Source organism: Thermophagus xiamenensis, assembly GCF_900112795.1.
Taxonomy (GTDB): domain Bacteria; phylum Bacteroidota; class Bacteroidia; order Bacteroidales; family Marinilabiliaceae; genus Thermophagus; species Thermophagus xiamenensis.
In genome coordinates this window covers 1-25,933 of sequence record NZ_FONA01000022.1, presented here as the reverse complement: position 1 = coordinate 25,933, position 25,933 = coordinate 1, and the positions used below count along the sequence as shown (strand labels likewise).

Sequence of the window (25,933 nt, the reverse complement as noted above, 5' to 3'; positions counted from 1 at the left end):
ACCTAATCTGACGTTTCATAGCAATATGAAATAACTGTATTAATGGGAAAGAATTATTTGAAAACAGGGTGTAATATTATAACAAATTTGAATTGGTTGTTCACCCAATAGTCATAATTATTTAATCCCAAAACAGTTTTTTATTCCCGGCTATAAAGGGGCAAAAAAAAAATGGGAAATTCCATGAATGAAATTTCCCATAAGATCAATAAATTCCTTATATTCGGCAAACTGCCAATTATTTTTTAAAGTAATCTTTAACTTTTTCGTTAGGAACTATTTCTTCCATAAAAGTGTAAGCACCGGTTTTGGGAGACTTAACCATTTTAATGACTTTGGTATGTCCTTTCCCACCACCTTTTTGTACTGATGCAACTGCTTTCTTAGCCATTTTTTATCGATTTTATTTTATTTCGCGATGAATGGTATAACGTTTCAAAATTGGATTATACTTTTTCAACTCAAGACGTTCCGGATGGTTTTTACGATTTTTCGTAGTAATATATCTTGAAGTTCCGGGCATTCCACTGTCTTTATGTTCTGTGCATTCTAAAATTACCTGCACGCGGTTACCTTTACCTTTTTTTGCCATGATTAACCCTCCCTTTTTTAATAATTAGAAATATAACCTTTCTTTTTGGCTGATTCCAGTGCGCCTTTCAATCCTAATTTATTGATCAGCCTGAGTCCTGCAGCCGAGACCTTCAGGGTAATCCAGCGATCTTCTTCCGGCAAATAAAATCTCTTTTTTAAAAGATTAGGATTAAATCTTCTTTTAGTTCTTCTTTTTGAGTGAGAAACATTATTCCCCACCAAAACTCTTTTACCTGTTATTTCACAAACTTTTGACATTGCTCAACCGTTTTTCGATACGTTTTTCAAACAGAGCGCAAAATACGGCATTTTTCCTAAAAAAAACAAACTTTTCTATTTTTATTTTTCAGAAAAACAACATAGTTACAAAGACTGGAGTTGTCTCCTCGTATCGACTATCTCCAGACATCTTATCACCCTAAAAAATTAGCTAACAAGCAGATAAACTACAAACAGTAAGTAAGCCGATTTTCCCAGCGAGCTACAATAGTTTATGCTGTTATAAATCAAAATTTACAAACGTTTTTCTTTAATCATTTGCATAAGTTCAATGAGTGCTGTTTCGGAGGTACGAATGATATTTCTTTCCCGGTTGTTTCCAAATTGAAAACATTTACTAACTACCTGTTGGTTTGGTCCGACCCAGGCAATCCAAATGGTACCAACAGGTTTTTGAGGTGTTCCTCCATCGGGCCCGGCAATGCCGGAAGTAGCAATGGCATAATGAGCACCCGTGACTTTTAGTGCGCCAAGGGCCATTTCTTCAACCACCGGTTGGCTTACAGCACCATATTTAGCTATTTTGTCAGGCTCAACGCCTAAAAGCGCTGCCTTTAATTCATTGGAATAAGCAACCACACTACCCTTAAAATAGTTTGAAGCTCCAGGTATAGAGGTAATTAAATGAGCCAGATACCCTCCGGAACAACTTTCGGCTACTGTCAGGGTTTTCCCGGTAGAACGGAAAAACTGACCAAAAATCTCTGCTGCTTCCAGGTCTTCATAACCATAAATGTGTTCCCCAATAATATTATCAAGTGCCTTAACGGCCTTATCAATATTATTTTTAAGTATTTCCTCTTCATGCCCTCTGGCGGTAAGTCTTAACCGAATACGCCCCGGTGCCGGCAGGTAAGCCAATTTAATTTCTTTCGGTAAGTTCTCTTCCCAACCTGATAATTTCTCGGCCAAATGAGCTTCGGTAATGCCATAAACCAAGACCGTTTTGTGAATAATCACACCCGGATTAAAACGAGCTTTCAAGCGAGGAATAATGTGTTTAGACATAGCTTCCTTCATCTCGGCCGGCACTCCGGGCATCGACACCACAATTTTCTGTTCCTTCTCAAACCACATAATAGGTGCTGTCCCCACAGGATTTCGAATTACCTCACAATTTTCCGGGACCATGGCCTGCCCCCGATTTAGGTTATTAATTCTGCAAACCCTTCCTTTCAGAAAGGTTTTAACATCATTATATACCTCTTCATTAAAAACCAAGCGTGTATTGAAAAATTCACAAAGTGTTTGTTTGGTTATATCGTCGCGAGTTGGGCCTAACCCACCGGTAATCAAAACAACAGAAGAACGACGCGTGGCACCTGCTAAGGCTTCTTTTATTTCATCTTTACGGTCACGAACTGATGTAACCCTTACCACTTCAAAGCCGGCCAGGTTCAACTCTTTACCCATCCAGGCCGAATTGGTATCAATTACCTGACCTATCAATAACTCATCACCAATTGTAATAATCTCTATCATGTAATTTAGAATTTTAAGACTCGATTTAAGCAAAAAGCAAATATAAATGATTTGAAGCCCCATTATTCTTCTAAAAACCAATAATTGCCAATGTTTATTATGGCAAACTTATAAATATTTGCAGTAAGGAGGCAGAAGTGCACAGGAAGAAGAAGTTTCTAGTGATTAGTCAATAGTCATTAGTGATTAGTGTTGATTAACTAATGCTTACCACTAATTACCAATTTAAGAACCAATAGATCAGCAAAATAAGAAATCTTAATCCGAATAAAAACAAGCTATTTATGTACTATTTTATCAATCATATCCTCTTTCCTTCGCACAAAAATTTCTTCCGGATAACGAATATCTGTAAGATATAATCCTTGAGGGGGCGCCGAAGTACCTGCACGGCTTCTATCCTTAGCCTCAATGATATCACAAAAATCCCTGAGCGATATTTTACCTCTTCCCACATCGAGCAAAGTACCAACAATAGCACGAACCATATTTCTTAAAAAACGGTCGGCACTAATAACAAAGACATAACGGTTCTCTTTCCTTACCCAATATGCCTCATCCAGATGGCAAATATTGGTTTTATTCCCGCCATGAAGACGAGCAAAACTGGTAAAGTCAGTATATTCTTTCAACAACTCTGCAGCACGATTCATCTGCTCAAAATCGGGGATAAACCACGGACGGTAGGTCAACTCGTTTAAAAAAGGATCCTTGTACAAAATCAAATGATATTCATAGGTACGACGAATGGCATTAAACCGACTGTGAGCATCATTCGCAACTTGTGTTGCCGAAAAAACCGAAACAGATGCAGGAAGTAAACCATTTAACTTGTTTATAAAAACCCTTTCGTCAAAAGGTAACACCTCTTCCATATCAAAATGAGCCACAAAATAAGATGCATGAACACCAGTATCGGTGCGGCCTGCCCCTGTAATGGTTACAGGAAAAGAGATAATGGTAGAGATTGCCTTCTCAAGAGTTTCTTGAACGGTAACAGCATTGGGTTGTTTCTGCCAGCCATGAAAGTGGCTTCCCATATAAGCCAGTTCCAGAAAATATCTGGGCATAATGCGTTGTTTTAATATTTATTTTTTTGCAAAGAAACAGATAATCCCGCAAACCAGGGAACAATAAAATTATTTATTCGAAAGGATGAAAATTAAATCCGACAATTCAATACCCCTTTTCAGAGGGCTCAGAAAAAGGAAAACATTATTAAGTATTTTTTCATTGACAGTTGAAGTTCCATTTTGTATTTTAAATACATCAAAAATAAAATTTAAGGTATTTATATTACTAATGAAACGAGCAGGGCGACCTTTGCCACAAATAAGCACGTAATAAAAAACCAAGGCAGAAGTGCTCAGGCAGAAGGCAGAAGAAGTCAATAGTCATTAGTGATTAGTCAATGGTCAACAGTCATTTGTGACTAGTGTTGATTAAATAATGACTAAGGGCTAACCACTAATGACTACTTTTAAGAAACAATATATCAACGAAATACGTAAAATTTGTACTAATAAAATCTACTCAAATTTAAACCATTAAATATACTGAATATCTGATGCCTGAAAAGCACTGAATGGGTTTTTAATTTTTAAAAATATTCCTTCTTTCCAAAAATGTGACCCTTTTACAGGATTAAATTAATAAACTTCATCTTAATGACATTAATATTTAGTAAAAACCCCTTACCCAATTAAATAGAATCAGAAAAAGGGATAAAGCATTAATCACGCACCATATTGAATATCAAAAATGAAAGACAACATTTATTAACCAAAAACAAATTCGCATGAAACGACAAGTCGGCATCTGGATGAACACCAATAGAGCTGTATTGGTGAGTTTAATGGATGGAAAAGAGGAGCAGATTCAAACCATAGAATCGCTTGTAGAACAAAGGGCCCATAACCCGCGCGAAGCTAAACCGGGCTCTCGTACCGGTACAGTTCTGGTAGATGTTAATAAAAAGATGAAACAGAGAAAAAATCAACAACTACGCGAATTTTATGAGAAAGTCATCCATTCTATCAATCCTGACACCTCAGAAATTTATATATTTGGTCCTTCAAATGCTAAGAAACACTTTGAAAAAGAATTAAAAAAACATGCTCATTTTTGTTCCGTTAAATTGGAAACAGAGACAGCAGATAAGATGACCCATCCGCAAATGATTGCACAAGTAAAAAAACATTTCCAACACAATGGCCATAAAAGCTGATAATAGGTTTCACTTAATTTCAATAAAAAAGCATTCAAAGAAATATGCCTGCACTAACATGGCAGGCATATTTTTTCTTTCTTTCATCGCTTTTACGCTATACCTTCCAACGGTTATGTCACAAACCAAAGCACAACAATACCGGGAACAACGTGAAGCCATGGTACGGTCTCAGATTAAAGCCAGAGGAATTAAGTCCGAAGCAGTCCTCGAAGCCATGCGAAAAGTGCCCCGGCATTTATTTGTTCCCTACAATATGCGTGATTATGCCTATGCCGACAGGCCTCTTCATATCGGATATAACCAAACCATTTCACAACCATACATCGTTGCTTATATGACGGAAGCATTAGATGTAAAACCGGGCGACAAAATATTAGAGATTGGGACGGGTTCCGGCTATCAGGCAGCGGTATTAGCCGAGATGGGCATGAAGGTTTATACCATTGAAATCATTCCCAAATTGGCGGAAATGGCCGGTGAAAATTTACGCAATAACGGATATGAAAACGTGCAGGTTAAATGTGGTAATGGCTACAATGGCTGGCCCGAAGAAGCACCCTTCGATGCCATCATTATTACTGCTGCCCCTGAAAGTATTCCTCAAACATTGATAGACCAATTAAAAGTAGGCGGAACAATGGTATTACCCGTCGGACCGGTTCATAGTATTCAAACCTTAAAAAAAGTTGTCAAAAAAGATAATGGTATCAAGGAAACAACTCTGCTACCGGTGCGTTTTGTTCCTATGATTAAATCGTATAATTAAATAATCCAACAAAAAATTTGAACCATTAGTACTATCGTATATAAATGCAAAATCTATTAATATAAATATGGATTGGCAATATCAGCTAGACAAACTTTTTGAAACTGTCAGTAAAGAAGAAGTTGTACTTTTTATTTCTTCGCATCCCGGGGAAATTCCTAATATGATAAAAATAATAAAGCAGTCGTCTGAAAAAAGTGCATGGCGTGCCGCCTGGATTATTGACCTGATATACAGAGATAAACCCTCATTGATTAAGCCATATATTAAAGAATTGCTTAACATCCTTTTAGAGACACCCTACAATGGAGTTCGTCGTTCACTGCTTAAAATTATTCAAAGTGAACCGCCGTCTGCAACTGAAGATGGCCGGTTGCTGGATAAATGTTTCCGATGGATTGTTTCTCCCACCATACCAACGGCAGTTCGTGTTCATGCCATGCATTACATCAGCCAACTCCTTCCCTCTTATCCCGAGTTAAAAAATGAATTCATTCTATGCCTGGAAACGGCACTAAATGATGAAAACAAAGGAATTAAAACCAAGGCACGTAACCTGTTAAAACAAATAGAACAAGTTGGTGTGCCTTGATTCTAACGGCTATTATTTTAGTATTTCTTTAAACTGTTCCCTGAATTTTTTCATCTTGGGGTTTATCACCAACTGACAATAAGATTGTGACGGGTTGTTTTCATAGTAATTTTGATGATAATCTTCGGCTATGTAAAAAGGAGCTTCCGGAACTACCTGAGTTACTATGGGGTCAGAAAATATTTTTCGTTCAGTTAATTCTTTAATCATTTTTTCAGCACTTTTCTTTTGCTGCTCATCATGATAAAAAATGACGGAACGATATTGTTCCCCCACATCTCCTCCCTGACGATTCAAGGTAGTAGGATCATGAACCGAGAAAAAGATTGTAAGCAGCTCTTCATAAGAAACTGTATTCGGATTAAAATAAATTCGAACCACCTCTGCATGGCCTGTTAAACCGCTGCAAACTTCTTTGTAGGTAGGATTTGGAACTTTACCTCCACTATATCCCGATTCTACTTTCTCAACGCCACGAACACCATCAAAAATAGCCTCCATACACCAAAAACATCCGCCACCAAAGGTGGCAATCTCATAACCCGATTTATTCGTATTTTGTGTCATACCAATGAAACTAAAATTAATCATTAAGAATATTGCAAATATAAGCTTCATTCTTTAAAACTTTAATGGTTAACTGAGCTAAACCGGCTAACAACCACATCCTGACATCCTTTACCCGGCCTTAACACTTATTTTTCACCCAAGAGTCTGATAATGGAACAATATTAAAAGCTAAAAGTTTGGATAAAACTGAGATGAATAGGGTAAAGTATATCAAAAACTTATCTTTGCAGAAAAAACATTGGAACATCAATATCACATTACCGATTGGCTACCTACATCAGTAAAAGAAGTAGAAGCCCATGGCTGGGATGAATTGGACGTCATTCTATTTTCGGGAGATGCTTACGTTGACCACCCATCTTTTGGTGCGGCAGTCATAGGACGCGTATTACTGGACATGGGCCTTCGTGTGGCAATCGTCCCCCAACCCAACTGGCGTGATGATTTGCGAGACTTCCGGAAATTAGGTGCACCAAAATTATTTTTTGCCGTAACAGCCGGGAACATGGATTCCATGGTGAACCACTATACTGCAGGGAAACGCCTACGTTCGGACGATGCCTACACACCCGGAGGAAAAGCAGGTTTTCGTCCCGACTATGCAACCGTTGTTTACACGAGAATACTCAAAAAGTTATACCCTAATATTCCTGTAATTATTGGCGGCATAGAGGCCTCCATGCGCCGTTTTACCCATTACGACTACTGGAGTGAAGAACTAAAACCCAATATGCTTTTCTGGTCAGGCGCCGACATGTTAATTTATGGAATGGCGGAACGACCGATCCAACACATGGTGAAACTCATGCAAAAAGGAGTTCCGTTACAAAACCTCACCACACTTCCCCAAACAGCTATTTTGACAGACAAAGACCAACCTCTTCCCAAACATAAAAAATGGAGCAGTTCAGATATAGAATTGTATTCTCACGAAGCATGTTTAAACGATAAGGCAAAATTTGCAAAAAACTTCAGGCATATAGAAGAAGAATCCAACAAAATGTATCCGGCTCGTTTGCATCAGATCACAGGCAATAAAAGAATAGTGGTAAATCCACCCTTCCCGCCATCCGATGAAAAAGAAACGGACTATGCCTTCGACCTTCCCTACACCCGGTTACCACATCCAAGATATAAAAAGAAGGGTGCCATTCCCGCATTTGAAATGATTAAACACTCGGTAACCCTGCATCGTGGCTGTTTCGGAGGATGTAGTTTTTGTACCATTTCTGCCCATCAGGGTAAATTTGTTGTGTCACGTTCCGAAAAATCAATTCTTCAGGAAGTAAAAAAGATAACCCAAAGCAATCACTTTAAAGGCTATATATCTGATTTGGGTGGACCCAGTGCCAATATGTATCGCATGCAAGGGAAGAATATCTCATTATGTAAAAAATGTTCCAAACCGTCTTGCATATCACCCAAAATCTGTCCTAACCTAAATACTTCACATGAGCCCTTGCTTAACATATACAAAAAAGTTGACCAGATAAAAGAAATAAAGAAATCTTTCATAGGCAGTGGCGTACGTTACGATATGTTGTTACAAACTCCACCAAACGGCAAAAAGGACCCCTCTCATGAAAAATATTTGAAAGAACTCATTATAAATCATGTTTCAGGACGGTTAAAAGTGGCTCCCGAGCATACTTCCGATAAAGTATTAAAAGCGATGCGCAAGCCATCATTTACTCTTTTCAGAAAGTTCACCAACCTATTCAACCAAATTAATCAGGAAAGCGGACTCAATCAACAACTCATCCCTTATTTTATTTCAAGTCATCCGGATTGCGAAGAAAAGGATATGGCCCAACTTGCCATTGAAACCAAAAACCTTAACTTTACACTAGAACAAATTCAAGACTTTACACCCACCCCTATGACATTAGCCACCGTAATGTATTACAGCGGCTTAAATCCTTACAATCTAAAAAAAGTCTTTGTTGCCCGTTCCCGTCAAGAAAAAGAGAACCAACGACAATATTTTTTCTGGTATCAACCCCGGAAACGGAAGCAGTTAATAAAAAGGATGCAAAAAGCCGGCTGGCACGATTTAGCCAAACGCCTTTTGGAACCTAAAGCCAATGATAATTCCAGAAAAGGCCGGAACACAAAACAGTGTAAATAAAAAAGTTACAACAAAACAAAAATTATTAATCATCAAATTATAATATGAAAAAATTATTCGTATCCTTTCCCATCCTGTTAATATTTATGTCCTGTGCCGAATTGTCTCAGGTGGTAAAAGATTTCGGTGCTAATCAACCACTAACTCAAAGTGAAGTCATTAGCGGGTTGAAGCAGGCCCTTGTAATTGGTGCCGATTCTGCTGCCAAAACCCTGGCCAAAACCAATGGTTATTATGGTGATGAATTGGTAAAGATCACCCTGCCACCACAGGCACAAACCATCACTGACAATCTATCAAAAATTCCCGGTGGCGAAAAAATGGTGGAAGATGTTTTGTTACGCATCAATCGTGCAGCAGAAGATGCGGCCAGGGAAGCAGCACCAATATTTGCCAAAGCCATTTCCCAAATGACCATACAGGATGGCTTTAAAATTCTTAATGGCGAAACTGATGCCGCAACACAATATTTAAGAATGCAAACCTATGATGAACTGTATGACTTGTATAAGCCAAAAATAAAAGCCAGCGTAGAAAAAAAATTGGCAGGTAATATTTCAACTGCTGAAGCGTGGGAAACCCTTACCAGCCAGTGGAATCGTGTTGCACAATCATTTATAGGTCAAATGGCCGATTTAGAGAGCGTGGAAATGGAATTAGATCAATATCTTACAGAGAAAGCCCTGGATGGTCTCTTTTTAAAGCTTGCCAATGAAGAGAAAGAAATACGAACCAATGCCGAAGCACGGGTAACAGATCTACTTCGCAGGGTTTTCGGCAGTACAAACGCCCAATAATTTTCCTTGCCAGGTATTTCGTTGTTTCATTCTCTTTTTAATCAGTTCAGTCATCTGGTAGTTTTTCAAAGCCCATTTGGGGGCTATTAATAAGTTAAAAGGTGCCTGGCTGGCTAATCGTTCAATAACAATATTAGGATTCAATCGTTCCAGAAAAGCTATCACCAGTTCAACATATTCATCCATGTCAAAAACATGAAACATTTCCGGATTTTTTAAATACTGATACCCCAGGGCAGAGCCCTTTATATATTGAAGTTGATGAATTTTCAGGTAGTCTAAAGGAAGGGTCGAGAGACGCTCGGCATGTTGCAGCATCATCTGCTCGGTTTCTCCGGGAAGACCTAAAATCAGATGGCTACCCACCGGAATACCGGCCTTATTCAATCGGAAAATAGCATCGCATGTTTCAGCAAATGTATGTCCACGGTTAACTTTTATCAACGTATCCTCATTAGTAGATTCAATGCCCAACTCTACAACAATATAATACCTGCTTTGTAACTTCGAAAGCCAATCAATGAGACTATCAGGCAAACAGTCGGGTCGGGTACCAATTACCAATCCTCTTATTTTAGGATGTAACAACGCCTCTTCATACAAACTTTTTAAATAACTTAACGGACCATACGTATTGGTATAGGCCTGGAAATATGCCAAATAATACTGGTCGGGATACCGTTCATTAAATTTTTCGATTCCCTTATTAAGCTGTTCGGTAATACTAAAATGAGGTTCGCAATAATCGGGGTTAAAGGAATCGTTGTTGCAAAAGGTACATCCCCCTCTTCCTTTAGTACCGTCTCTGTTAGGACAGGTAAATCCCACATTTAAAGAAAGTTTCTGCACCCTCCGATGAAACTTGTTTTTCAAAAAACTGCTGTAATCATTAAAGGGATTATCATTACCCCACGGATAAATAAGCGGCATGGTTTTATTTTCAAAGATAAGGAATTCTTTCAATCAAGAATAATAATGCCATCCCGTATGAAGATGGATATGATATTGAGGAAAGAAAATTAATTTATCAATATATTGGACGGAAAATGTTTCCCAACCGATTGGAAGCATGTAAAAAAATTTATTATAGCAAAAATATAAATGCAAGGATAAAAAACTATGAGAACCCAGGACACGAACATCCGGAATGGGTCAGACAAGAAATATTGAAATTCTTTAAAGAGTGCTTAAGTCAACAGGAAAAATCTGATATTTAGGAAAATAATTGGCTATCATATTATGATGATTCTAAAAAATTGAAATACAGCATTTGTCAAACAACAACCACATTTTTTTCAAAAATTTTATCTAATACTAGTTTGTTAATCTTGAAGTTATGATAATTCCAAGAAGGATGAGTAGTAAATAACACCTTTTCAAAATTGCTTTAATCAATTTTCTATCTATTTTGAACCATATGAGTCTCAACATCCATAAGGAACTCAGATATCTTAAAATCTAAAAAATCAATGTTTCTCGATAGTTGCAGTTATTAGAGTTTTAAAGCTTAACCTCAAACTCATCTGCATCTTTCCAGACGGGAAATTTTTGGCGGAAATGGTTTAAAGCATCCAGGTCTAAATTGGCATAAATGATTTGAGAATTTTTCTTGGAAGAAGAACTCAAAATTTCACCTTTAGGTGAAAAAACAACAGAGCCTCCTGCATAATTCACATTAGGGTCGGAACCTGTTCGATTAACCCCGGCAACATAACACTGGTTCTCTATTGCTCGTGCTTTAAGCAAGGCAGACCAAACATCCTGACGGGCCGATGGCCAGTTGGCTACATTTACCATCAAATCGTAATCGCCCCTATTTCGACTCCATACCGGGAAACGTAAGTCATAACAGACCTGTGGTAAAATACGCCATCCCTCAAAATAAAATATCTTTCGTTCTTTTCCGGGCTGATAATGTTGGTCCTCCTCTCCCATCCGGAAAAGATGTCGTTTATCATAATAAAACATTTCACCATTCGGCAAACAAAAGTAAAAACGATTGAAAAATCCCTCTTTACCTGCAGCAACGGTACTACCGCCCAATGCGATGTTATACCTGACCGACATATCACTCATCCATTGAGGAACTTTTTCAATAGCTCCGGGCTCTAATTTTTCCGGCTCCATAGTAAAACCGGTAGAGAACATTTCGGGGAGAAAAACCATTCTACAACCTGATTCAACACTTTTTAATAGTTCCTCATAATGATTCAAGTTTTTATTAACATCACCCCAATGTAAAGAAGTTTCTATCAAGGCTATTCTCATTAGCATAAAATTTACTTACATAATTGAAATTTAGATTCTTAAAAGCAGTCATTAGTACTTAGTAGTTAGTCAATTGTCTATTTCGTATATCAATTTCTTCAATCTTCTCAACCTCATTGCCTATTGGCCTATCAGCCTATTGGCCTATATATTACATATCAACCATCTTTTCCAACCAGCGTTCAATATACTTTTTTATTTCACTATTATCCTTGCCGTGATGGTTAACCATTACGGCAAAAGCCAATGGAGACTGACCGTCACGGAAAACATAACCGGCATACCCTAACACATCTTTCATGGAACCGCTCTTGCCATACACCATACCCTTTAATGCAGACTGGTTCCAGATATATTTCAGAGTACCGCTTACACCACTTATGGCCAATGAATTTTTGAAGGTTTCGAATCGTGAACTATCACTATAAATATCAGCCAGCATATCAACCAGAAAGGCGGGCGACACACTACTTTGTGGTGCCAGGCCACTTCCATCTTTTATATTGAGAAAGTATGACTGCTTTTTATTAGCCCAATAGTTTTTAATGAGTTGAATTCCTACATCCCAATCCGGCGCATTCTCCTGCCTTGCTGTTTGACCTATTGAAATAAGTAAATGGTCGGCCGCCAGGTTAATACTGTAATGATTTATAGCCCGTACAATATCGGATAAAGGGGGTGAATATAACTGCCCTATTAGTTGGGCTTTAGCCCGCCAATCATCATTATTTATCTTTTCAATTACAATATTGTCACTATCATCCAACAATTTGCCCACTTCGGCAGCAAATATCAATCCGGGTTCGGGCAGTGCCCCTTTAATTCTGAAGTGATTTCGACCGGCGGGAATGGACCCTCTAATTTCCCAGCGTTCAAGGCCTGAAAGACCATAAATATAGGCACTATCCTTATCATGTTTGGCCGCTATTACCTGACAATCGAAAGAGACATTTTCTACGGATGGTGAAACAGAAACCACAGAACATCTGGCCCCAATTTTTTCAGGTGACCTTAAAACTATAGTAAAAGTATTATCTCGCCACGACAGTGCTGCTGGCGGAGCACCATAATAATTGCCCATATCTTCCCAGAGTCTACGGGAAGGATATCGAGAACCTTTTAAATAGCTTTCATCAACCAATATTTTACCGTTGATTTTGTTTATACCGTTTGCATTCAAGATATTTTTCACATAAAGAAGAACCGAATCGGGATAACTGGAAGGGAAATATTTAGAACCCAGAGTAGGATCCCCGCCGCCTTCGATAATTAGATCGCCCTCTAAAATTCCATTTTTGACGGGGCCCGATATCCAAAATTTAGTGGAATACTTAAAATCCTTACCCAGAAGGTCCAGCGCTGTTGCAGTAGTAACCAGTTTCATTAAACTGGCAGAAAGCATATTTTTTTCAGGATTATATGCTGCCAATACTTTTCGGGAAGAAAGGTCCTTAATAATTGCCGATACCAAAGCATATCGGGGAATACCTTCCGGTTTTTGGGCTCGACCCGAAAACACAAAAAATATCATCAAGAATAGTAAAGTACCTGCGTAGTACTTTTTATTGTTCAACTCCATATTGGGCATCCAGTTTTTTCTTTTCCTGCATCCTACGGGCCAAAAGCATGTAATAAAACTTACAAAAGTCTTTCTCCGCTTGATTGGCCGAAAGGCTTTTCAAATTTTGATATTCCTCCAATCCTTTCCAGGCCCAGGCTGCCGCTTCAAGAAAATCGCCCTGCATCTCTTTGCTTAATGCCAGGTTAAAAGCTGCTCTGGCCTTTTGCTTACCTTTTCCGTTTTGATAGACATAATACCAAATTCTGCCGGCCTCTTCCCATTTCCCTTCGGAAACCATTTCTGAAGCTTTATAAAACAAGGGATGGCCTTTAATATAAAACCTCCTTGATTGTAATTCCCAGGATGGAGCAACATAATCGGCATACTTGACACCTGCATTTTGAGCGGCCATTTTTAAGGCATCTCTGTATTGGGGAAGATGAGCCACAGAACTATTCATTGAATAATCTGCCGCATCCCAGAAGATGGTATCTCGTTGCACATAAACATCTACCTTCCCTCCGTTCAGGCCATTATAGATAGTCCATCGAGTTCGGCTTCGGGCATCAAGGGTGGAATAATATAGTTCAGACGATTTATCAACACGAAGCACCGTGTTATAGTCGTAATAATCCAATGAGATTACTCCCTGAGCGTTAAAACGATTACATAACGAATCAACAACTTCTTCTGACAAAGAAAAATTATTTTTATCCCGGGAATTGGAAACCGGTTTCCCGGGATAGACATATACCGAATCAAAAAAAGCTTTATCTTTCAATGCTTCTGCCAGGGTAAGCACCGCTACTTTTCCAAAATCTTTAAAACGAATGGTGTCTACTGTATAAGCTCTTCGGCCCGGCAGGATAATTTTGTGAATCCCTGTATCACTTTTGAAATATCCCGGTGAATTGTCGACCAAAACCACCGATGCTATTTCTACAGGAATTTCGACTCCGGCAGGCTTTAAAACATCAATACCTATTGTAGAATAGGAAACACACCCTGAAAACAGAAGGGCAATGACAAAATAAAACCAATTTTTAATTCGGTACATGAAGTATATTTTTAAATGGCCTTTTTCAATATGGCTACCACATCATCGGCATTGAGTCTTTTAAAGGTACCTATCGGACCAAAAACACATGCTTTTTGACCCATCTCTTCAAAATGTTCATCGGGAATATTGACCTCCGAAAGGGTTGCGGGCATACCTAATGAGCTGAAAAATTTCCGAATAGCATCAATACCTTTCTCAGCTGCCGACAGGTCATTGGGGTCATCGACATTCCACACATTTCGTGCCATTCGGGCAAACTTAGGCGCAGTTTTTTCATTCAAAACATATTTCATCCATACAGGATGAATAATTGCCAGCCCTGCCCCGTGAGTAAGGTCATAAATGGCACTCACTTCATGTTCAATGGCATGTGTGGCCCAATCACCCATCAGTTTGCCTGTTACGGTCAGCCCATTGAGAGCCAGACTTCCCGCCCATAAAAGGTTGGCGCGGGCCTCATAATTTTCAGGTTCTTCAAGAGCTATAGGGCCATATTTGATACAGGTTTTTAAGATTGCCTCGGCAATTGAATCCTGAACGAATGTTCCCTCGCCGGGAGCAAAATAGTTTTCAAAAAGGTGGCTCATCATATCGACGGTACCTGCGGCAGTATGATAACGATTGACACTAAAGGTATAGACCGGATCCAAAACAGAAAACTTAGGTTTTAACAAATCGCTGGCCATGCCTCTCTTTTCCTGTGTTTCTTCATTGGTAATAACGGCATTTCCGTTCATTTCGGAACCTGTAGCGGCAAGGGTGAGTATGGTCCCTATTGGTAACGGATTTTCGACACGTGCCTTACGCATTGGGAAATCCCATGGGTCACCCTGATAGTTCACCCCTGCAGCAATCGCCTTTGAAGCGTCAATAACACTACCGCCCCCCATAGCCAGTATAAAATCAAGCTTATGTTCACGACATAGCCGGACACCTTCGCGTACCGACGTAATTCGGGGGTTGGGTTGAACACCGCTCAGTTCTACAAAAAAGAGGTTGTGATTACGCAGCTGTTCCACCACCTGGTCATACAACCCGATTTTTTTAACAGAACCACCGCCGTAAACCAACAAAACTCTTGAACCAAATTGTTTAATTTCAGGTCCAATTTCACTAACCTTATTTTTACCAAACAAAATTTTGGTAGGTGTGTGAAAGTTAAAATTTTTCATAGGGATAATATTTTAATAATCTGAACCAATACTGATATAATTTTAGAAAATATTAACACTGCAAACTGGTTATTTTTGATACCTCAAAAGTCAATCCAGTATTTAACATTTAAATTACTGGTATTAAAAAGAGTATCAATAATAAAACAACAAAAGGCGCTTTCGGTTGAAAGCACCTTCTAAAATAATAAAAAACAAGGAATATTAAGTATTCATTCCACCACAAACATGAATAACCTGACCAGTAACATAAGATGAAAGGTCAGAAGCCAGGAAAAGACATGTGTTGGCAACATCTTCGGGCGTACCGCCACGACGCAGAGGAATTTTGCTTTCCCACTCTTTTTTTACGTCATCGGGTAAAGCCCCGGTCATCTCAGTAATGATAAATCCAGGTGCTACTGCATTACTTCTAATGCCACGAGAACCTAATTCTTTTGCGACAGACTTGGTGAACCCAATCAAACCAGCTTTTGAGGCACTGTAGTTAGCTTGTCCGGCATTACCACTTACCCCCACAACCGAACTCATATTGATAATGGAACCGGACCGCTGTTTAAGCATGGTTTTTTGAACAGCTTTGGTAAAATTAAAGGCTGATTTAAGGTTTACATTAATAACGGCATCCCATTGTTCTTCGGTCATGCGCATCAGTAATGTATCTTTGGTAATCCCTGCATTGTTAACCAGGATATCTACTTGCCCAAAATCTTTAACAATTTCTTCAACCACTTTTTGGGTTTCTTCGAAATTAGCAGCGTTAGAGGCATAGGCTTTTACTTTTACTCCCAAGGCGGCCACTTCCTGTTCCGTAGCTTTGGCCTGGTCGTTATACTCAAGGTCGGTAAAAGCGATATTACATCCCTCTTTGGCGAACCGCAGGGCAATGGCTTTGCCTATTCCCCGGGCTGCTCCGGTAACAATTGCAGTTTTTCCTTCTAATAACTTCATTATTCTTTGTTTTTAATTCCCAAAATTGTTTGTTAATAAAATTTTTGGCGGGGTAAAGATGTTAAAAGTTTTATAAATAGAAACCCTCTTAAAGAAAAAAGTTGGTAGTTAACTTCTATCAACTTTATTTTTTTAATGAAACGATCCATATTAGTGGCTAGTCATAAGTAATTAGTCATTAGTGGTTGGTGAATAGTGATTTGTCATTAGTTTTTAGCTTACCCAACACAAGTGACTATTGACTATGCCTAATGACTAAAACCCATTCTGCCGATACCTTTTCTTTTGTGGCAAAAGTCGCCATGGTCGTTTCAAATATAGCATCCCCCAAAAACGGGCATCAATTAGAGAAAAGTTTGTCATTCAATATTTTCATTGCATCGGAAGCACCCATTTTCAAGTGATAGTCGGTAATCTGATTTGTAAAGTTTGTTGTTTCGGGGTTAATTTCGATAATGGTGGCGCCATTACGTTTGGCTTCCATAGGAATCATTGCTGCGGGCATCACTTCCCCCAAACTACCAATGACGATACACACGTCGGCATTACGTGCAGCGTCGAGGCTTCCGGCATATGCATCGGAGGGGATGGCTTCGCCAAAAAAGACAAAATCGGGTTTTACCAAACCTCCGCATTTGGGACAGGCAACGGGAAGTTTATCAAAATCTACCTCATCGGCCGGAAAACGATACGAGCATTTGGTACAAATCATCTTTTGGGCATTACCATGAAATTCATAAACTTTCTTGCTGCCTCCGGCCTGATGAAGGTTATCGATATTTTGTGTTACAACACACTTCAGAAAACCTTTTTGTTCCCATTCACCCAATATGGAATGGGCAGGATTGGGTTTCGCTTTTCCAAAATAATCGTAGAAAATTTCTCGAATAACCTTCCATGCCTCCAAAGGATTAGCATAAAAATAATCCAAATCCAATACCTTTGGATCGTATTTGGACCATATTCCGTTCTTCCCGCGGAAAGGGGGTACACCACTTTCAACGGAAATGCCTGCACCCGTAAAAGCAAAGGTATACTTAGAATGGCGTAGGCTTTCTACCGATTTTTCAATAAGATCGTCTTCCATTATTTATATCGTTTATTAAACTTATTGGTCTAATTCTAATGGGACTAAAAAGATTAGTTATTAGTGATTAGTGATTAGTCATTAGTGATTAGTCAATTGTCTATTTAGCACATCAATCTCGCCAGACTCTTTAATCCACTCAATCTCATCGCCTAATGACCTATCAGCCTATCGACCCAATAACCTATTGTCCTAATAACCTATCGGCCTAATAACCTATCGGCCTAATAACCTATCGGCCTAATAACCTATTGGCCTAATAACCTATTGGCCTAATAACCTATTGGCCTAATAACCTATTGGCCTAATAACCTATTGTCCTAATAACCTATCGGCCTAATAACCTATTGGCCTAATAACCTATTGGCCTAATAACCTATCGGCCTAATAACCTATTGGCCTAATAACCTATCGGCCTAATAACCTATCGGCCTAATAACCTATCGGCCTAATAACCTATCGGCCTAATAACCTATCGGCCTAATAACCTATTGGCCTAATAGCCTATTGGCCTAATTTGGCCTAATAACCTATCCAATATGTTCTGTCAAAATTACAAATTCAAGTGGAAAAGACCTACTGAAAACCGGTATTAACATCCTTTAAGGGTGAACATATGTTAATCGGCAAAGCCCGCCAATTCTTAATGTAATCCATTAAAACTTCCACAAATTTTCGAATGGTGCTCTAAATTTTTCCGACAATCGGCCTATTTTAGAACTTTAGCCATGGTTTCGCCGATGAGAGCAGGTGATTCCACAACATGAATGCCACACTCATTCATAATTTTCATTTTGGCTGCGGCAGTATCCTCCTTGCCACCAATAATAGCACCTGCATGTCCCATTCTACGGCCTTTAGGTGCTGTTTGTCCGGCAATAAAGCCAACAACGGGTTTGGTACCGTGCTCTTTAATCCAGCGGGCCGCTTCCACTTCCATATCACCCCCAATTTCACCGATAATAACAATGCCCTCGGTATCATCATCATCCATTAAAAGTTTTACCGCATCGAGGGTTGAGGTGCCAATAACGGGGTCGCCACCGATACCAATACAAGTACTTTGCCCCAATCCCAATTTGGTTAACTGGTCTACGGCTTCATAGGTTAAGGTGCCTGAACGACTTACAACACCAATATTTCCCTGTTGATGAATAAAGCCGGGCATTATGCCCACTTTTGCTTTACCGGGTGATATAATGCCCGGACAGTTAGGCCCGATTAGGCGACTATTACGTGATGCCAGATAATGTTTCACTTTCACCATATCGGCTACGGGAATTCCTTCAGTAATGGCAACAATAAGGGCAATGCCTGCATCGGCGGCTTCCATTATAGCATCGGCCCCGAACTGAGGAGGCACAAAAATAACCGAAGTGTCGGCTCCGGTTGCTTCTACCGCTTCTGATACGGTGTTAAAAACAGGCAAACCCAAATGCCGGGTTCCCCCTTTTCCGGGGGTTACCCCTCCACATACGTTTGTGCCATATTCAATCATCAATCCTGCATGAAAGGTCCCTTCTTTGCCGGTGAACCCCTGTACCAATACTTTGGAGGTTTGGTCAATCAATACACTCATATAATACTAATTTGAATAGTTTGAACTAAAATTAAAATAATTCATAATATACAGTTAACACACCAAGGCACCAAAGAGTTTAATTTTGTTTTAAAACCCAAAAAAGATTCTCATCCTATGAACCGGCAATCCTTGAAAATCCATTACAAATTGGTACTGGGGTTTGATATTGTATTAACCGTGACAGCACTTTTTGGTGCATTTTTATTAACCAGACTACGACCATTAATAAATGAACACTGACCAAAAATATAATCCTATATCAGTTTAGCGATGGTGTTCACCCAAGTGTCATCCAAATTCAAACAAGGGATATGCTGGTATTTTTCCCCGCCGGCAGATAAAAAAGTCTCACGCCCTTCCTGGCGTATTTCCTCTAATGTTTCAAGGCAGTCGCTGACAAAAGCGGGTGTCACCACCAACAAATTTTTAACGCCACGCATAGGCAACTGCGATAAAACGTCGGCCGTGGCAGGTCCCAACCATTTATCGTTTCCCAGGCGCGACTGAAAAGAAACACTATATTTGTTGTCGGGTATTTGCAGCTGTCGGACAACAAGGCGAGTAGTCTCAAAAACCTGATGACGGTAACAATATTTGTGTGCCCCGGATGGCTGCCGGCAACAATCTTCCGTCTTTAAACAGTGTTGACCGGTAGGATCACTCTTTAATATATGCCTTTCCGGAACGCCGTGATAACTGAACAATAAGTGATCATATTCATCCTCAAGAAAAGGCTTAATAGTTTCTGCCAGCGCCTTGATGTACAACGGATGATTATAAAATGGTTCAACAACCGTCAGTTTAAAATTATAGTTGCCTCTTTGCCACCATTGCTTAACATGCTCCACTGCCGTTTCGTAACTGCTCATGGCATAGTGCGGGTATAGTGGAAATAAAACCACCTCTTCTACATTGGGGTTTTCAGACACAATTTTTTCGAATGCCACTTTGGGCGAGGGCGAACCATAACGCATACACATATAGGTTGACAAACCGGTTGCATGAGCTACCTTTTCAACCAGTTTTTGGGTTAACACAATTAATGGCGAGCCCTCTTTGGTCCAAATGGTTTTATATTTTTTGGCACTTCGCGGCGCCCTGAAAGGCGCAATAATGCCATTGACCAATAACCATCGAGAAAGAAAAGGAAGGTCGATAACCCGCTTGTCCATTAAAAATTCCCGCAAATATTTTCGTACATCTCGAACCTGAAACGAATTGGGTGAACCAAGGTTGGTTAATAGAATTACTTTTTTGGACATGATATTTTTGTTTTATGCGGCATCTAAATTAATGCTTTTCCGGCCCTTATTAGCTATATTACAAACGCGCTTTTCAAAAAATAAAGAACAACAAAGCCACTTAATTTGTTGCAACAAGGCTTGCAATTCGGACTTAAAAGTCTGCAAAAGCCTCTCGGTGTTGCGCATAAACCTCTCAGTGCTGCGCATAAAGGTCTCGGTGTTGCGCATAAACCTCTCCGGGCTGCGCATAATCATCTCCGACCTTCGCATAAGCCTCTCCGACCTTCGCATAAACCCCTCCGGGTTGCGCATAAGCCTTTCCGGGCTACGCATAAACATCTCTAAACGGGGCATTAACGCCTGATGCGTTGATACTATTTTAACAGCAGAGAACAATTAATCTTACACGAAAAAAGATTGCCATAGCTAACTTAAATTATCCCGGAACAGAATCCCTTGAGACATTAAATTCAATGAAAAAAGTTATCAGCTCATAGAAGCAGGGAAGCTTAAAAAAAATAAAAAATTAAGCAAATAGTAGGTTACTTCTTAAAAATTTCGGTTTCTTTTTGCATGTCAGAAAATTTAATTAACAGAAAAATATTATTTTTAGTCTCTGAAAAAAAAGAAAATACAAAATATATAATTATACACATTTTATCTGTTTGGTAAATCCTATCATTTTTGCCCAATATTTTTTAACTGAAAAACAAAACATTCAAGTTCATAAAAACAGATAAAGACATAAAAAAGCCACAGGGAATTATTAATTTGATATGGAATATATGAAAAAATTAAGGCAAAAAAATTTAATATATGAACTAATTTTTAGTTTAATATTTCAATAACGGACGAACACCTATAGGCACAAATTAATCAATAACCTATTTTAAATTAAATCGAAAAATGAAGAACAACATTTTAGCCGTATTTCTTTCGCTAATTTTCTTATTATTATGGTCGTGCACAGAAAAGCCGGCCTTTGAAGAAGGGAAAGTTTATCATGGATTTCGACTGATTGAAAATCGATTTGTTAAAGAAGTAAATGCCCATTGTCTTTATTTCGAGCATGAGCAGAGTGGTGCCCGTTTGATGAAAATTGCTGCGGATGATGCCAACAAGCTTTTTTCCATATCGTTTAAAACCACCCCCAGGAAGGATTATGGCACCCCGCACATCATGGAACATTCGGTACTGAATGGTTCTAAAAATTTTCCTGTAAAGAGTCCTTTCGATGTATTGGCAAAAGGATCGCTCAACACCTTTTTAAACGCCATGACGGGTTCGGATTATACCACCTATCCGGTAGCCAGTATGAATATGACCGACTATTTTAACCTGATGCATGTATATATGGATGCTGTTTTTAATCCTCTTTTGCACAGCGACCCCAGAATATTTAAGCAGGAAGGGTGGCACTATGAATTGGACGATCCGGAAGGCGAAATAACAATAAAAGGGGTAGTATACAACGAAATGAAAGGTGCCTTCTCAAGTCCCGAAAGACAGTTGGGTTATCATATTGACAAGATCCTATTCCCCGACAACACATATGGTGTTTCTTCGGGCGGATACCCAGAGGCAATACCGGAGTTAACGTATGAATATTTTAAAGAGTTCCATAAGACCTATTATCATCCTTCCAATTCTTTTGTACTGTTATACGGTGATGCCGATTTAGACAAAGAACTGGCTTTTTTGGATAAAGAATATTTTTCGCACTATCAGAAATCAGATAAGAAAATAGAAATTCCGCTGCAGGCACCTTTTAAGGCAAGGAAAGAGGCCGAAGAAAGTTACAGTGTTCCCGAAGGTACGGATACTAAAGATAAAACCTTTTTGAGCTATAGTTTTGTAATAGGGAGAAATACTGATCAGGAATTGGTCATGGCACTGGATATTTTAAGCGATGCCCTGGTGAACCACCAGTCGGCCCCCCTGCGTTTGGCACTGCAAGAGGCCGGTATTGGGAAAGATGTGAACGCATGGGTGAGAGATATTCAGCAAAATGTATTTCAGATAATGGTAAAAAATGCCAATCCGGCGGATAAGGAGCGTTTTAACGACATTGTTTTTAGCACCCTGCAGAAAGTTGTCAGCGAAGGACTGGATTCAGCAACCATCGATGGTATTATCAACCGGATGGAGTTCCGCCTGAGAGAAGGTGACACCCCTCAAAAAGGGCTAATGTATCTTTATTCTATGAAAAATAGTGTATTCTTTGGAGATGATCCCTTTGCCGGTTTGGAGTTTGAAAAGCCACTGGCCAGAGTAAAAGAAGGCATAAAAAGCGGCCTGCTTCAAAACATTGTTAAAGAACACTTTATCAACAACCCACATGCACTGCTGATGGTCTTTAAACCGGAACCCGGACTGGAAAACAAAATTGCCGAAAAAACCAGAAAAAAACTGGCCGAATATAAAGCATCGCTCAGCCGGGAAGAATTAAATCAATTAATAGAAGAGACCAAAGCCCTAAAAGAATACCAACAGCAAAAAGACGACCCCGAAGCTTTGGCTTCTATCCCCATGCTATCGCTTAAAGATATCAGTAAAGAAGTGCAATGGTATGAACCCACAGAAAAAAGCATCAACGGAATTCCGGTTTTGCATTATGAAGATTTTACCAATAACATCGTTTACACCGATTTATTTTTTGATCTTCATACCCTTCCGCAAGAGCTTATCCCCTATGGACGTCTACTGACACAAGTGCTTGGAAAAATGAATACCGAAAACTATTCCTATGGAGAATTAGATAACGCACTAAACATCCATACGGGAGGATTTAATACATACTTAAGCACCTATTTGGAGAATAATTCCGATGATAAATTAATCGCCAAATTCAGAATTTCGGCCAAAGCAACAGTTGACAAGGCCGGCAAATTATATGAATTGACAGAGGAAATTCTTCAGCGTTCTAAATTAAATGATAAAGAACGATTAAAAGAAGTACTCATACGCCATCATTCCCAAACCGAGGCTATGGCGAAAAACAATGGTATCGGTTATGCCACAACCCGTTTGAGTTCTTATTATTCTAATCAGGGAATGTTTAACGAATTGGTTAATGGTTTAAGCTATTACGACTTCGTAACCGATATTACCGATAACTTCAATTCAAAAAATGATGAAATTATTGAAAATCTGGAAAGAGCTGCAGCATTACTTTTCCAAAAGAAAAATCTGATTCTCGGTATTACCTGTTCTGATAAAAACTATACAGACATACAGGGTGCCGTATCTCAATTTATCGGTCAACTTCCCGACAGGGAGGTAACCCCCCAAACATGGACCTTTGATTTGAATGCTAAAAACGAAGGGTTAACATCCTCATCGATGGTACAATATGTTGTTAAGGGATATGATTACAAAAAGCTTGGATATGAATGGGACGGAAAAATGAGGGTTCTAAATCAAATATTATCGCGAGAATACCTGCAAAACAAGATTCGAGTTTTAGGTGGTGCTTATGGCGGTTGGGCCTCTGTTTCACCCTCGGGAAATATCTATTTTGGGTCGTATCGTGATCCCAATTTATCTGAAACACTTGAAAATTACGATGCTGCGGTGGATTATATCAAAAATTTTGAAGCCGATTCTACCGAAATGACGAGATACATTATTGGTACTATAGCTAATATTGATGGTCCCACGACCCCATCTATTCGTGGGGCAAGAGCCTATTATTACTATTTAACAAAAACCACAAAAGAAGAGATGGAAGCGGAACGAAATGCCATACTCAACACCACACCGGAAGACATCAGAGCTTTCGCACCGATGATTTCTGACGTTATGAAACAAAACATCTGGTGTGTTTATGGTAATGACAAGAAGATTAATGACAATAAAGAACTGTTTAAATCTACCCGTGCCGTAGTGAAATAAATTAAGCAAGACTAATTTGTAAATATAAAGCTATCCCCTGTCAAACATTTTATTTGGCAGGGGATTTTGTTTTGCATAAAGTTTACCTAAGTTATTGGTAGAATGGAATAAATGTTAGTAATTAGTGGTTAGTTGTTAGTGATTAGTGGTTAGTGGTTAGGGATTAGTGATTAGTCTATTTAGCACATCAACCGCTTCAATCTCTTCAATCTCACAAATCTCTTCAATCTACCTTATCCAACGCTTCCAGACGTTTCAGCAAAGGTGGATGTGAATAGTTAAAGAAGACATACCAGGGATGAGGCGTTGGATTGCTTAACGCATTGGCCGAAATTTTCTTAAGGGCCGACTGCAATGCTGCAGCATCGGCATGTTTACCGGCAAAAGCATCGGCCTGAAACTCATTGCGGCGAGAAAAGATGTTCATTCCCAAACCTAAAATTTCACTCACCGGACTATATAGTATTGCAAAGCCAATAAGTCCGATATGAAACACCGGCTCATTAATCCCAAGGGCTTGTGACAACGCCGGCTCATTAACGAACCAGCCTAACAAATAGAGCGTAAGTCCCGTTTGCAATACACTTAAGATGGTTCCCCAAATGATATGCTTAAGTCGGTAATGACCAATTTCATGAGCCAGCACAGCAACAATTTCATTAATTTCCAAATCATTAATCAGGGTATCGAACAGTACAATTCGCTTATTTTTTCCGAAGCCGCTAAAAAAGGCATTCGCCTTTGTTGAGCGTTTTGAACCATCCATCACATAGACGTTTTCAAGGGCGAACCCCGCTTTTTGGCTCATCTCCTCTATGGCCTTACGCAAAGGGCCCTCTTCCAAAGGGGTTTGTTTGTTGAATAACGGAAGTATAAGGGTAGTATAAAACTTACTAATAAAAATCATAAAGAGGGAAAGACCAACCCATGCATATAACCAGAACCACTTACCAGCAAAGTGATAAAACCAGATAACCAAACTCAGCAAAATACCACCTATCACAGCGCCCAGCACCAAACTTTTAATCTGATCGGACACAAAAGTTTTTGGCGTAGTTTTATTGAAGCCAAAACGTTCTTCAATCACAAAGGTCTGGTAAATGTCAAACGGCAAACCAATAATATATGATGCCAATCCCATGATACCAAAAAATATTAAAGGCCGCCAAAGCCAATGATCGGTATATTGAAGCACCCAATTATCGACCAGGGCAAAACCATGAAACCACAAAAATACCAATAACACGACCAGACTAAAAGTGGAAGATATCTTCCCAAACCGATGGTTCACACGACGATATTGCTTTTGTTTTTCGAATTTATCCTGAGGATAAACATCGGCCAGACGGTCGGGGACACTCTCTGCCCAACTGCGACGGTTCAACTCTTCCAATATCCAGCCCCAAAGGGCATCGGCCAGTAACAGACCTATAATAACGTAAAATAGTGTGGTATGCATAGTTTGAATGATTCTTTACCTCGCCGGTCCAAATCCAGCGCTTTAATTCCGGTTTATAATGGTTACTAAACAACAAAAGCCCTTTACGGACTTTGATGGTGCAAACTTAATGCATAAACAGTTTATCCCGGATTATGCATTAGAATAATTAAAAGGTGGACTTAGGCTTTCCACTTTCGCAAATATTCCGTCCATCCAGGGTCGCCTTTTTGCATTC

23 protein-coding genes are annotated in these 25,933 nt (G+C 39.3%); 6 read left to right on the top strand and 17 right to left on the bottom strand.

Annotation, left to right across the window (positions count from 1 at the left end; genetic code table 11):
• Window positions 1–238: 238 nt before the first annotated feature.
• The 5 genes from BM130_RS12635 to truA all read right to left on the bottom strand — a co-directional run bounded on the left by BM130_RS12635 (window position 239) and on the right by truA (window position 3,425).
• The gene (locus BM130_RS12635) at window positions 239–391 is read right to left on the bottom strand and encodes a DUF4295 domain-containing protein (RefSeq protein WP_010528579.1); all 153 of its coding nucleotides are present in this window, start codon (window positions 389–391) and stop codon (window positions 239–241) included.
• Between the two features lie 12 nt (window positions 392–403).
• The gene (gene rpmG / locus BM130_RS12630; protein WP_010528580.1) at window positions 404–592 is read right to left on the bottom strand and encodes a 50S ribosomal protein L33; all 189 of its coding nucleotides are present in this window, start codon (window positions 590–592) and stop codon (window positions 404–406) included.
• A gap of 17 nt (window positions 593–609) precedes the next feature.
• On the bottom strand, window positions 610–852 hold the full coding sequence (rpmB, locus tag BM130_RS12625) for a 50S ribosomal protein L28 (protein WP_010528581.1): 243 nt from the start codon (window positions 850–852) through the stop codon (window positions 610–612).
• A gap of 255 nt (window positions 853–1,107) precedes the next feature.
• Window positions 1,108–2,355 carry a competence/damage-inducible protein A gene (locus tag BM130_RS12620; protein ID WP_010528582.1) on the bottom strand — a complete coding sequence of 416 codons (1,248 nt, stop codon included), beginning with the start codon at window positions 2,353–2,355 and terminating at the stop codon, window positions 1,108–1,110.
• A gap of 278 nt (window positions 2,356–2,633) precedes the next feature.
• Window positions 2,634–3,425 (bottom strand): tRNA pseudouridine(38-40) synthase TruA, encoded by a 792-nt coding sequence (truA, locus tag BM130_RS12615; RefSeq protein ID WP_010528583.1) that lies wholly within the window; start codon window positions 3,423–3,425, stop codon window positions 2,634–2,636.
• A 728-nt stretch (window positions 3,426–4,153) separates the two neighbouring features.
• On the opposite strand from truA, the gene BM130_RS12605 reads away from it, so the two are divergent.
• The 3 genes from BM130_RS12605 (at window position 4,154) to BM130_RS12595 (ending at window position 5,943) form a co-directional block, all read left to right on the top strand.
• Window positions 4,154–4,582 carry a hypothetical protein gene (locus tag BM130_RS12605; RefSeq protein ID WP_010528585.1) on the top strand — a complete coding sequence of 143 codons (429 nt, stop codon included), beginning with the start codon at window positions 4,154–4,156 and terminating at the stop codon, window positions 4,580–4,582.
• Between the two features lie 58 nt (window positions 4,583–4,640).
• Window positions 4,641–5,351, top strand: coding sequence for a protein-L-isoaspartate(D-aspartate) O-methyltransferase (locus tag BM130_RS12600; RefSeq protein ID WP_237706171.1), 711 nt, complete (start codon window positions 4,641–4,643; stop codon window positions 5,349–5,351).
• 67 nt (window positions 5,352–5,418) lie between these two features.
• Window positions 5,419–5,943, top strand: coding sequence for a HEAT-like fold family protein (locus BM130_RS12595; RefSeq protein WP_010528587.1), 525 nt, complete (start codon window positions 5,419–5,421; stop codon window positions 5,941–5,943).
• A gap of 12 nt (window positions 5,944–5,955) precedes the next feature.
• Here the strand turns inward: BM130_RS12595 and msrA are convergent, their stop codons facing one another.
• Entirely contained in the window at window positions 5,956–6,561 is a 606-nt protein-coding gene (gene msrA / locus BM130_RS12590; RefSeq protein ID WP_010528588.1) for a peptide-methionine (S)-S-oxide reductase MsrA, read from the bottom strand.
• Window positions 6,562–6,751: 190 nt separating this feature from the next.
• Between msrA and BM130_RS12585 the strand changes: the two genes are divergently transcribed.
• Together BM130_RS12585 and BM130_RS12580 are read left to right on the top strand one after the other, a co-directional pair.
• Window positions 6,752–8,641 (top strand): YgiQ family radical SAM protein, encoded by a 1,890-nt coding sequence (locus tag BM130_RS12585; protein ID WP_010528589.1) that lies wholly within the window; start codon window positions 6,752–6,754, stop codon window positions 8,639–8,641.
• 44 nt (window positions 8,642–8,685) lie between these two features.
• Window positions 8,686–9,438 carry a DUF4197 domain-containing protein gene (locus BM130_RS12580; RefSeq protein WP_010528590.1) on the top strand — a complete coding sequence of 251 codons (753 nt, stop codon included), beginning with the start codon at window positions 8,686–8,688 and terminating at the stop codon, window positions 9,436–9,438.
• Here BM130_RS12580 and mnmL read toward each other — a convergent pair.
• The 10 genes from mnmL to BM130_RS12530 form a co-directional block, all read right to left on the bottom strand.
• Entirely contained in the window at window positions 9,400–10,368 is a 969-nt protein-coding gene (gene mnmL / locus BM130_RS12575; RefSeq protein WP_010528591.1) for a tRNA modification radical SAM protein MnmL/YtqA, read from the bottom strand. The genes BM130_RS12580 and mnmL overlap by 39 nt on opposite strands.
• A gap of 570 nt (window positions 10,369–10,938) precedes the next feature.
• A complete protein-coding gene (locus BM130_RS12570) occupies window positions 10,939–11,706 on the bottom strand; it encodes an amidohydrolase (protein WP_010528592.1) in 768 nt (255 codons plus the stop codon).
• 151 nt (window positions 11,707–11,857) lie between these two features.
• On the bottom strand, window positions 11,858–13,285 hold the full coding sequence (gene dacB, locus BM130_RS12565) for a D-alanyl-D-alanine carboxypeptidase/D-alanyl-D-alanine endopeptidase (RefSeq protein WP_010528593.1): 1,428 nt from the start codon (window positions 13,283–13,285) through the stop codon (window positions 11,858–11,860).
• Window positions 13,269–14,324 (bottom strand): DUF6340 family protein, encoded by a 1,056-nt coding sequence (locus BM130_RS12560; protein WP_010528594.1) that lies wholly within the window; start codon window positions 14,322–14,324, stop codon window positions 13,269–13,271. Before BM130_RS12560 ends, dacB begins: the two co-directional genes overlap by 17 nt.
• 11 nt (window positions 14,325–14,335) lie before the next feature.
• Window positions 14,336–15,499: an iron-containing alcohol dehydrogenase gene (locus tag BM130_RS12555; RefSeq protein WP_010528595.1), complete on the bottom strand. Its 1,164-nt coding sequence runs from the start codon at window positions 15,497–15,499 to the stop codon at window positions 14,336–14,338.
• A 204-nt stretch (window positions 15,500–15,703) separates the two neighbouring features.
• Window positions 15,704–16,450: a 3-oxoacyl-[acyl-carrier-protein] reductase gene (gene fabG, locus BM130_RS12550; protein WP_010528596.1), complete on the bottom strand. Its 747-nt coding sequence runs from the start codon at window positions 16,448–16,450 to the stop codon at window positions 15,704–15,706.
• Between the two features lie 340 nt (window positions 16,451–16,790).
• Window positions 16,791–17,537 carry an SIR2 family NAD-dependent protein deacylase gene (locus BM130_RS12545; protein ID WP_010528597.1) on the bottom strand — a complete coding sequence of 249 codons (747 nt, stop codon included), beginning with the start codon at window positions 17,535–17,537 and terminating at the stop codon, window positions 16,791–16,793.
• A gap of 709 nt (window positions 17,538–18,246) precedes the next feature.
• The gene (gene sucD / locus BM130_RS12540) at window positions 18,247–19,116 is read right to left on the bottom strand and encodes a succinate--CoA ligase subunit alpha (RefSeq protein ID WP_010528598.1); all 870 of its coding nucleotides are present in this window, start codon (window positions 19,114–19,116) and stop codon (window positions 18,247–18,249) included.
• A gap of 257 nt (window positions 19,117–19,373) precedes the next feature.
• Window positions 19,374–20,381, bottom strand: a complete 1,008-nt coding sequence (gene hemH, locus BM130_RS12535) for a ferrochelatase (RefSeq protein WP_010528599.1) — start codon at window positions 20,379–20,381, stop codon at window positions 19,374–19,376.
• Window positions 20,382–20,393: 12 nt separating this feature from the next.
• Entirely contained in the window at window positions 20,394–20,717 is a 324-nt protein-coding gene (locus tag BM130_RS12530) for a hypothetical protein (RefSeq protein ID WP_010528600.1), read from the bottom strand.
• 552 nt (window positions 20,718–21,269) lie between these two features.
• Here BM130_RS12530 and BM130_RS12525 point away from each other — a divergent pair.
• Complete coding sequence (locus BM130_RS12525) at window positions 21,270–24,257, top strand: insulinase family protein (protein WP_010528601.1); 2,988 nt, start codon at window positions 21,270–21,272, stop codon at window positions 24,255–24,257.
• Window positions 24,258–24,480: 223 nt separating this feature from the next.
• On the opposite strand, the gene BM130_RS12520 is transcribed toward BM130_RS12525, so the two are convergent.
• Window positions 24,481–25,716 (bottom strand): M48 family metallopeptidase, encoded by a 1,236-nt coding sequence (locus BM130_RS12520; protein ID WP_010528602.1) that lies wholly within the window; start codon window positions 25,714–25,716, stop codon window positions 24,481–24,483.
• Between the last annotated feature and the right edge of the window lie 217 nt (window positions 25,717–25,933).

Bases quoted from the DNA above. Each gene is read 5' to 3' on its own strand.
- BM130_RS12570 (WP_010528592.1), bottom strand. From the start codon at position 11,706: ATGAGAATAGCCTTGATAGAAACTTCTTTACATTGGGGTGATGTTAAT.
- BM130_RS12530 (WP_010528600.1), bottom strand. From the start codon at position 20,717: ATGCCCCGTTTAGAGATGTTTATGCGTAGCCCGGAAAGGCTTATGCGC.
- msrA (WP_010528588.1), bottom strand. From the start codon at position 6,561: ATGAAGCTTATATTTGCAATATTCTTAATGATTAATTTTAGTTTCATT.
- BM130_RS12595 (WP_010528587.1), top strand. From the start codon at position 5,419: ATGGATTGGCAATATCAGCTAGACAAACTTTTTGAAACTGTCAGTAAA.
- dacB (WP_010528593.1), bottom strand. From the start codon at position 13,285: ATGGAGTTGAACAATAAAAAGTACTACGCAGGTACTTTACTATTCTTG.
- BM130_RS12620 (WP_010528582.1), bottom strand. From the start codon at position 2,355: ATGATAGAGATTATTACAATTGGTGATGAGTTATTGATAGGTCAGGTA.
- rpmB (WP_010528581.1), bottom strand. From the start codon at position 852: ATGTCAAAAGTTTGTGAAATAACAGGTAAAAGAGTTTTGGTGGGGAAT.
- sucD (WP_010528598.1), bottom strand. From the start codon at position 19,116: ATGAGTGTATTGATTGACCAAACCTCCAAAGTATTGGTACAGGGGTTC.
- BM130_RS12605 (WP_010528585.1), top strand. From the start codon at position 4,154: ATGAAACGACAAGTCGGCATCTGGATGAACACCAATAGAGCTGTATTG.
- BM130_RS12560 (WP_010528594.1), bottom strand. From the start codon at position 14,324: ATGTACCGAATTAAAAATTGGTTTTATTTTGTCATTGCCCTTCTGTTT.
- BM130_RS12520 (WP_010528602.1), bottom strand. From the start codon at position 25,716: ATGCATACCACACTATTTTACGTTATTATAGGTCTGTTACTGGCCGAT.
- mnmL (WP_010528591.1), bottom strand. From the start codon at position 10,368: ATGCCGCTTATTTATCCGTGGGGTAATGATAATCCCTTTAATGATTAC.
- rpmG (WP_010528580.1), bottom strand. From the start codon at position 592: ATGGCAAAAAAAGGTAAAGGTAACCGCGTGCAGGTAATTTTAGAATGC.
- BM130_RS12600 (WP_237706171.1), top strand. From the start codon at position 4,641: ATGGCAGGCATATTTTTTCTTTCTTTCATCGCTTTTACGCTATACCTT.
- BM130_RS12635 (WP_010528579.1), bottom strand. From the start codon at position 391: ATGGCTAAGAAAGCAGTTGCATCAGTACAAAAAGGTGGTGGGAAAGGA.
- BM130_RS12580 (WP_010528590.1), top strand. From the start codon at position 8,686: ATGAAAAAATTATTCGTATCCTTTCCCATCCTGTTAATATTTATGTCC.
- BM130_RS12555 (WP_010528595.1), bottom strand. From the start codon at position 15,499: ATGAAAAATTTTAACTTTCACACACCTACCAAAATTTTGTTTGGTAAA.
- BM130_RS12545 (WP_010528597.1), bottom strand. From the start codon at position 17,537: ATGGAAGACGATCTTATTGAAAAATCGGTAGAAAGCCTACGCCATTCT.
- fabG (WP_010528596.1), bottom strand. From the start codon at position 16,450: ATGAAGTTATTAGAAGGAAAAACTGCAATTGTTACCGGAGCAGCCCGG.
- truA (WP_010528583.1), bottom strand. From the start codon at position 3,425: ATGCCCAGATATTTTCTGGAACTGGCTTATATGGGAAGCCACTTTCAT.
- hemH (WP_010528599.1), bottom strand. From the start codon at position 20,381: ATGTCCAAAAAAGTAATTCTATTAACCAACCTTGGTTCACCCAATTCG.
- BM130_RS12525 (WP_010528601.1), top strand. From the start codon at position 21,270: ATGAAGAACAACATTTTAGCCGTATTTCTTTCGCTAATTTTCTTATTA.